We start from the raw sequence: 4,763 nt of genomic DNA on the forward strand, positions 1-4,763 counted from the left end.
GCGCACGGTCGGCGACGGCCTGGCCGTCGGCGCGGCCTGGAGCACCGGCGCCGACGCGTGCGCGACCGTCGCCGGGAGCAGCACTTCCCCGGCCGCCACCGCGGCCGTCCCGCCGGCCGGCGGCACCGGGATCCGGACGGCCGTCCAGCACCTGCACTCGCTCGATCTGGTGGGCCAGGCCGACGGCGCGGTGATCTCCGCGGTCGCCGTGATCACCGTGGATCCCCGGCAACTGACCGCCATCGCCCCGGACTCGACGCTGGCCCGCGCCCTGCTGTCCGGGCTGACCGCCCCGCCGGCAACGCCGGCCGGCGCCGACGTCCCCCTGCCGGTCTTCCTGTCCCCGGCCCTGCGCGCGAGCGAGCGCACCGGCGGCTTCACCGCCAGCGTGCTGGCCGCCGGTCGTCCCCCCGTGCGCCTGACCCTCCATCCGGTCCGCACCCTCACCGCCACGGACCTGCGCGACCCTCTCCTCGGGCCGGTCACGGCGCAGATCGCGTCCGGCACGCCGATGCTGATCACCACCGCCTCCGCCGAGCACCTGCTGCCGCAGCAGTCCTCCGGAAGCACCGTCCTGCTCCTGCGGGGCCGCGGACCCACCCCCGTCACCGCCGCGGCACTGCGGTCGGCGGCGGCCAAGGAACTGGGACCCCTGGCGCGGATCCGCACCCGGTCCGAGACGCTGAGCACGCTGCGCGCGGACGGCCTGCGCCGGGGACTCGGCACCGTCTACGCGACCGGCTCGGCCCTGGCCGCCCTCTTCGGACTGCTCGCGGTCGCCCTGGAACTGATCCTCACCTCCCACGAGCGCGGCCGCACCACCTCGTTCCTGCGCACGCTCGGGCTGGGCGGCAGGGAAGCCGGCGCGGTGCACTTCCTGCAACTGCTCCCGCTCGCGGTGGCGGCGGCCGTGGGCGGCACGCTGCTGGGCCTGCTCGAACCGCGGCTGATGACCCAGGCCCTGGACTTGCGCCAGTTCACCGGCGGACCCGCGCAACCGGCCCTGCGGACCGACTACTCATTGACCGTCGCCCTCGTCATCGGCATGACCGTGCTGATCATCGCCACCGCGGCCACCGAGACCGTCCTCGCCCGCAGGCGCCGCCTGGGCGCCGTACTCCGCCTCAGCTGACCGCCCGGGCGTCCGGTCCGCGGTCCGCGCGCCCGCCGCGTCGGGCCATACGCCGATGTGATCGGACTCCAGGGCCAGCCGCACCCGCTTGCGCATGTGCAGCCGCTCGGTGAACTCGCCCGGCAGTTGCAGCCGACCGTTGCGGTCCAGTACCGCGTACTCCTCGGCGGTGAGCGCCTCCACGCCGGCCTCGTCGGTGACGACCCGCCGCAGCACCTCGGTCGAGGTGCGGCCGTTGCGGATCCGCACCGTGCGCTGGACCTGCTCGGACACCAGCGCGTCGTGGGTGACGACGACGACGGTCACACCCAGGTCCTCGTTGGCCCGGCGCAGCGCGGCGAAGACCTCGTCGCTGGTGGCGGTGTCGAGTTCACCGGTGGGCTCGTCGGCGAACAGCACTTGGGGCTCGTTGGCGTTGGCGACGGCGATGGCGACCCGCTGCTGCTCGCCGCCGGAGAGCGCGTCGGGGGTGCGGTCCCGGCACTGGCCGACGCCGAGCAGGCCGAGCAGTTCCTCGGCCCGGGCCCGGCGCCGGGAGCGCTTGATCCCCGTGTACGTCATCGGCAGCATGACGTTCTCGGCCGCGGTGAGGTACGGCAGCAGGTTGCGGGCGGTCTGCTGCAGGACGAAGCCGACGGTGGTACGCCGGTAGCCGAGCCGTTCGCGGCGCTTCATCGCCAGCAGGTCGTGTCCGGCGACCTCGGCGGATCCCGCGGTGGGCACGTCCTGGCCGGAGAGTATGCCCAGCAGGGTGGACTTGCCGGAGCCGGAGGCCCCGATCACCGCGATCATCTCGCCCTGGGCCACGGCCAGATCGAGGCCCTGCAGGGCCTGCACCTCGACGCCCTCGGTCTGGTAGATCCGCACCAGGTTCTCGCAGACGACCAGCCCCTCGTCGCGCTCCCGCACCCCGGCCGCGGCCGCCCGCCGCCGCAGCAGGTCGAGGTCCGGTGCCCCGCCCGTGCCGTCGTGAACTGCCACGCGGTCCCCCTTGCTGCGACTGGATGCGACTGGATGCGCTTGGACGCGCTTGGACGCCGTGCCGGCCCGTGACCGTGCCGGCCAGCGGCCAGGGTAGTGCGCGGGGGCGCCCGGCGGGGGCCCGGACCGACTGGTCCGGCGAGGGGGGAGCGAGACGAACGATCATTTTTATTCCTGGATAGGATGAGCCCATGCCGAAGGTCACCCAGCAGTACATGGACGCCCGGCGCGAGGAGATCCTGGACGCGGCCCGGCGCTGCTTTCTTCGCGACGGATTCCACTCGACGTCCATGCAGGACCTGTTCGCCGAGTCCGGACTCTCGGCGGGTGCGGTGTACCGGCACTTCGCCAGCAAGGACGAGATGATCCTCGCCATCGCCGAGGAGAACCTGCGGGCCGTCCTCCAGGTGGCGCTGACCGTCGCCGAGCGTGAGCCCGGCCGCTCCGTCGGCGCGGTCCTGGCGGAGACCCTCGAGGTCGTGCGGGCCAGGTCAGCGGAACGGGATCTGGCCGGGCTCACCGTCCTGGTCTGGGCCGAGGCCATGCGCAACCGCTCACTGGCCGGGAAGATCGACGAACTCCTCACCCGGATGCGGACCGCCCTCGTCGCCGTGGTCCGCGAGCACCAGGGCCGCGGCGAACTGCCGGACGAGGTGACCGCCGAGGCGATCGCCACCACCCTGCTCTCGATTCTGCCCGGTTACCTCCTCCAACTGGCCGTCCTCGACCCGTCGGTGGTGGCCGGCGTGCCTGACGCCGTACGGGCGATGTGGCCCGCGCCGCAGTAGGGATCGCGGCACCCGGTCCGCCCGTGCCGGTCCCCGCCTGCCGGCGCCGTACCGCCGTCCGCACGGACCCTTCGGTACGGCACCGGGCAGTCGTCGGCGGGCGGCGTCGGCCGGCGGCCCTAGTCGACCCGCGAGACCTGGTAGTGGCTGATGTACCACCGGTCTTCCCCGCGTCGCACCAGCACGCCGAGACGCACCCCGAGCGTGGGCCGGTCGGTGAAGGAGAAGTCCACCTCCAGGTAGCCGAGCACCAGGTCGTCGGCGAGGAGCCGGGTTTCCAGGATCCGGTAGTCCGCGGTCAGCCCGGGCGGCTGGGAGGCGTAGTAGGCGGCCACGCCCTGGCGCCCGACGCTGTACGGGTGCAGCCCCTGGAAGATCGCGTCTTCGGTGAACTGGGCGGCGGCCTCCTCCGGCTCGTGGGCGTCGACGGCCGCTTTCCACCGGTCCAGGACGCCGCGAAGGACCACTTCGCCGTCGGTCGTGCTGTTCATCGGGATTCTCCTGCCGTGGTGCGTCGGGGTGTCGGAGGTCAGGTCCGGGGGTACCGGCTGGGCCCGGTGAGCCGGCTGAGCGGGCCGAGCGGGCCGAGCGGGCCGAGCCGGGTGCGGCTCCTGGTCAGTGGCCGGCGCTCATACCGCCGTCGACGTGCAGGATCGCGCCGGTGACGAACGGTGCCGTCTCCAGGTAGACCACCGCGTCGACGATGTCACTCACCTCGCCCATGCGGCCGACCGGGTGCAGCCCGGCGAGTACCTCGTGGGTCTCCTCGGGGTGCATGGGGGTCTTGATGGTGCCCGGGGAGACGGCGTTGGCGCGGATGCCCCGGGTGGCGTACTCGATGGCCAGGGACTTGGTGGCCGACTGCAGGCCGCCCTTGGTCAGCGAGGCCAGTACCGAGGGGACGTTGGAGTTGGCGTGGTCGACCAGGCTGGTGGTGATGCTGACGATATGGCCGCCGCCCTGCGCGAGCATGTGCGGGACGGCCAGCCGGGTGACGCGGAAGAACCCGGCGAGATTCACCCCGAGCACGGTGGCGTACTCGTCCTCGGTGTAGTCGGTGAAGGGCTTGGCGACGAAGAGGCCCGCGTTGTTCACCACGGTGTCGATCCGGCCGAACCGCTCCAGCCCGGCCGCGATCACGCGCTCGGCCGTAGCGGGGTCGGCGATGTCCCCCTGGACGGCGACAACGCCCCGGTCCTGCGACTCGCCAATGCTGCGCGAGGTGGCGACAACGCCATAGCCGAGCTTGCGGTAGGCGTCGACCACACCGGCGCCAATGCCCTGCGACGCGCCGGTTATGACCGCGACCTTCTGACCCTGAGTGCTCATGCTGATCTCTCCCACATTCCGGAAGGGGGGTGATGTGCTCCGACCGATTCCTAGCCGACCGGTCGACTATTGGACAGTAGACGACCGGTCGATTAGCAGGCAATGGGCAACGAGCCGGTCCCCAGGACCCGTTTCCTCCCTGCTGCGAGCCGCAGCCTCCCAGCGGGGCGCGCCCACTGGGGGCAGGTCGGTGAGTTGCCGCCCGGACGCGGCCGGGGGACTTGGCGGACGCCGGGGCAGCGGGATCGGCGCCCCGAAGGGGGCGCGGGGAACTGCGCGGCCAGTCCCGCACTCGCGGGAGGTCCGGTGACGAGCCGCGCAGACGCGGCGGGTGGATCCGGGCCGGGGGACCCGGGGGTCGGGGCCCATCCTGGGCGCTCGCATGGGTGGGGGATGCTGCCCGGGGTGGCGGAAGTAGCGCCCTGAAGGGGCGCGGGGAACTGCGCGGCCGGCCCCCCACTCGCCGCAGGTCCGGCGATGAGCCCCGGGGGAAACGGCGGGTGGGTCCGGCGGGGGGACTTGGCGGTGCCGGG

The 4,763-nt window shown here is 73.2% G+C and carries 4 protein-coding genes and 1 pseudogene; 2 read left to right on the plus strand and 3 right to left on the minus strand.

Annotated elements, in window-relative coordinates; all coding sequences use genetic code 11:
* Positions 1-1,132 (plus strand): annotated as a pseudogene (locus GA0115240_RS36470) (hypothetical protein); the annotation flags it as partial.
* Here the strand turns inward: GA0115240_RS36470 and GA0115240_RS32805 are convergent.
* Complete coding sequence (locus GA0115240_RS32805) at positions 1,019-2,113, minus strand: ABC transporter ATP-binding protein (RefSeq protein WP_370673401.1); 1,095 nt, start codon at positions 2,111-2,113, stop codon at positions 1,019-1,021. The pseudogene GA0115240_RS36470 and the gene GA0115240_RS32805 sit on opposite strands and share 114 nt — an antisense overlap.
* Before the next feature lie 191 nt (positions 2,114-2,304).
* Here GA0115240_RS32805 and GA0115240_RS32810 point away from each other — a divergent pair, with 191 nt between their 5' ends.
* Entirely contained in the window at positions 2,305-2,901 is a 597-nt protein-coding gene (locus GA0115240_RS32810; protein WP_093742449.1) for a TetR/AcrR family transcriptional regulator, read from the plus strand.
* Between the two features lie 119 nt (positions 2,902-3,020).
* Here the strand turns inward: GA0115240_RS32810 and GA0115240_RS32815 are convergent, their stop codons facing one another.
* Together GA0115240_RS32815 and GA0115240_RS32820 are read right to left on the minus strand one after the other, a co-directional pair.
* Complete coding sequence (locus tag GA0115240_RS32815) at positions 3,021-3,392, minus strand: SgcJ/EcaC family oxidoreductase (RefSeq protein WP_093742451.1); 372 nt, start codon at positions 3,390-3,392, stop codon at positions 3,021-3,023.
* 124 nt (positions 3,393-3,516) lie between these two features.
* On the minus strand, positions 3,517-4,230 hold the full coding sequence (locus GA0115240_RS32820; RefSeq protein WP_093742453.1) for an SDR family NAD(P)-dependent oxidoreductase: 714 nt from the start codon (positions 4,228-4,230) through the stop codon (positions 3,517-3,519).
* Positions 4,231-4,763 lie beyond the last annotated feature (533 nt).

The sequence above is a fragment of the Streptomyces sp. DvalAA-14 genome (genome assembly GCF_900091855.1).
Taxonomy (GTDB): domain Bacteria; phylum Actinomycetota; class Actinomycetes; order Streptomycetales; family Streptomycetaceae; genus Actinacidiphila.